Raw genomic sequence first — 2076 nt, forward strand, 5'->3', positions numbered from 1 at the left:
GTTCTCCGAGAAACAACTCGGGTTGATCGGAGACTTCATCAACCACCTCGATAAGCAGCCCACGTTGGCACCGCTCTTCGAGCTGCTCATCCCTATGATTGCTGGGCCACAGGGTGCATCCGATATTCAACGGTACGAGGGTTAAGCCGGCTGGCCGACGCACAGCCTCATGGATAAGAGGCGAGCATATGGAACATAGCAGAGTTGTCCGTTTGGATATTCACAAGGAGCGGATTTCGATCGCTGTGGCAGAGAGCGGACACTTGGGTGGAATACCTCGGCGAGATTGCCAACGACCGTGATGCCATCACGGCGCCTGAACTTTTCAAGCCAAGTCGGCAGTCAAGTTGCACTTCTTCCCGCGAGGCCAGGATGACGACATCGCGCGTGTCATACATGTGAGCGAACGGCCCTCGTGAGGTAAGTGATGTCTGCTTCGTTGGTGATGACAACCGCGGCGCATCAGCTCAGCTATCTTCGCTTCACCGCAGCGAGCCTCCGCAGATTATCACGAGAGAGGAATACCTGCGGACCTTTGACTACTGGCATAAAAGACTCCCTCGGATGTGTCTCGGAGCGGTCCGGCCAGGGCTCATGCGCCTGCAGCCAGAGCTTGCCACAATTCTCACAAATCGCGATGCGGATTCCTGGCGTTTTTGAACGTTTCGGCGACATGCCAGCGCGATCTTGCCCTGTGCAAACTCGACACTTATGATCAACACCTCGACAGGGCCAAATCTCCGCAAGACCTCCCGATTGCGTGTTTCAGCAAGTCCCGGACACCTTTTCCGGTAAGTCCCGCACAGCGTTTTCACTAACTCCCCGGACAGTGATTCCGCTAATTCGACGGTTTCCGGGGTGGATTTGACGGTCGGTTCTCGGCTGTGCCGTTCTGGCATTTGGCTCTCTCATCATCGAACCGAGAGAGCCCATACCAAGACGGAAGCAAGCGAGACGAACGAGCGTGCGGGATATCCGAACGATCCTGCGCCTGACCCATGAACAGGGTCTTCGGTGTGCGAGGTCGCAGAGCGACTGAAGATCGGCAAGACCTCGGTTTCGAGGTTTCGACCTATTTACTGCGGGCGCGGGAGGCGGGGCTATGTGCTGGCTCCCCCCTGCGGGCTTTGGCGACGTGCGGCGCTGGAACAGCGTCTGTTTCACCGAATGGGCCGTCCGCCGCAGGATCTGAGCGAGCCGGATTGGGCGCGGGTCGCCCGGGAGCTGAAGCGCGAAATCTTTCTTCCTTTCTTCACTGGTAATAGGTAGAGCCGCGGATGTTGGCGTGCGGCGGTGTCGGCTTTGCCGGCTCTGCGGAGCTGGCCCGGTCGAGGCCTGGCGCTCGCCCGCCTCGATGGCCGCTTTCCCCGCCTTATCGACAAGCTCACCCGCGTCCAATTGCTCATTCTCGACGACTTCGGGACCCACAGCCTCACAGACCAGCAGCGCTTCCACGTGTTCAAAATCATCGAGGAACACTATCGGCGAAAATGGACCCTGATCACGGCCCAAGTCCCGGTGGCCAGATGGCATGACCTGCCCCCACGGTCGCCCACGCCATTCTCGACAGGATCGTCGCAAAGCTCACCGCATCAGCTTTGAGGGCGACAGCATGCGCAAGCACAAGCTGCGCCCCTCTTGACCGGCGCCAAAAACGGCGAAATCAATCACGCATGAACGCAACAAGGCACCCGGGGACCAACGTCGTCAAACTGTCCGGCACTTAGTGAAGCAACTGTCGGCGGATGGGAGACGAGTAATACCGATCTGACCGATATATTCATGCTGCGCTCCTTTACCTTGATACTGGTTGTGAGATCCGGATGCCGATATTTCTCGTCTGAACGTAGCCATCAAGTGCTTCCTGCCCCTTCTCCCTACCGTAGCCAGACTGCTTTATTCCACCGAACGGGGTTTCTACGCCGCCGACGTACCATCCATTCACGTACACTTGGCCAGCCCAAAGGCGATCAGCGCTCCAAAGAGCCCGATCGATATCTCGGGTGAAAACACCCGCTGCCAAGCCCTGATCGGTGTCGTTGGCGAGATCGATCCCCATCACTGGGTCGTCGAAAA

Annotated in this window: 2 protein-coding genes and 1 pseudogene; 2 read left to right on the forward strand and 1 reads right to left on the reverse strand. The window is 58.0% G+C overall.

Annotation, left to right across the window (positions count from 1 at the left end; all coding sequences use genetic code 11):
• Positions 1–931: 931 nt before the first annotated feature.
• Both NKH42_RS31010 and NKH42_RS31015 read left to right on the forward strand, forming a co-directional pair.
• Positions 932–1236, forward strand: a pseudogene (locus NKH42_RS31010) (IS21 family transposase); the annotation flags it as partial.
• A 57-nt stretch (positions 1237–1293) separates the two neighbouring features.
• Positions 1294–1602 (forward strand): ATP-binding protein, encoded by a 309-nt coding sequence (locus NKH42_RS31015; RefSeq protein ID WP_352974825.1) that lies wholly within the window; start codon positions 1294–1296, stop codon positions 1600–1602.
• Between the two features lie 193 nt (positions 1603–1795).
• Here NKH42_RS31015 and NKH42_RS31020 read toward each other — a convergent pair.
• The coding region (locus NKH42_RS31020; RefSeq protein WP_352974827.1) for an aldehyde dehydrogenase family protein at positions 1796–2076 on the reverse strand (281 nt) is incomplete at its 5' end.

This window comes from Mesorhizobium sp. M1142 (assembly GCF_040318565.1).
In the GTDB taxonomy this organism is placed as follows: Bacteria; Pseudomonadota; Alphaproteobacteria; order Rhizobiales; family Rhizobiaceae; genus Mesorhizobium.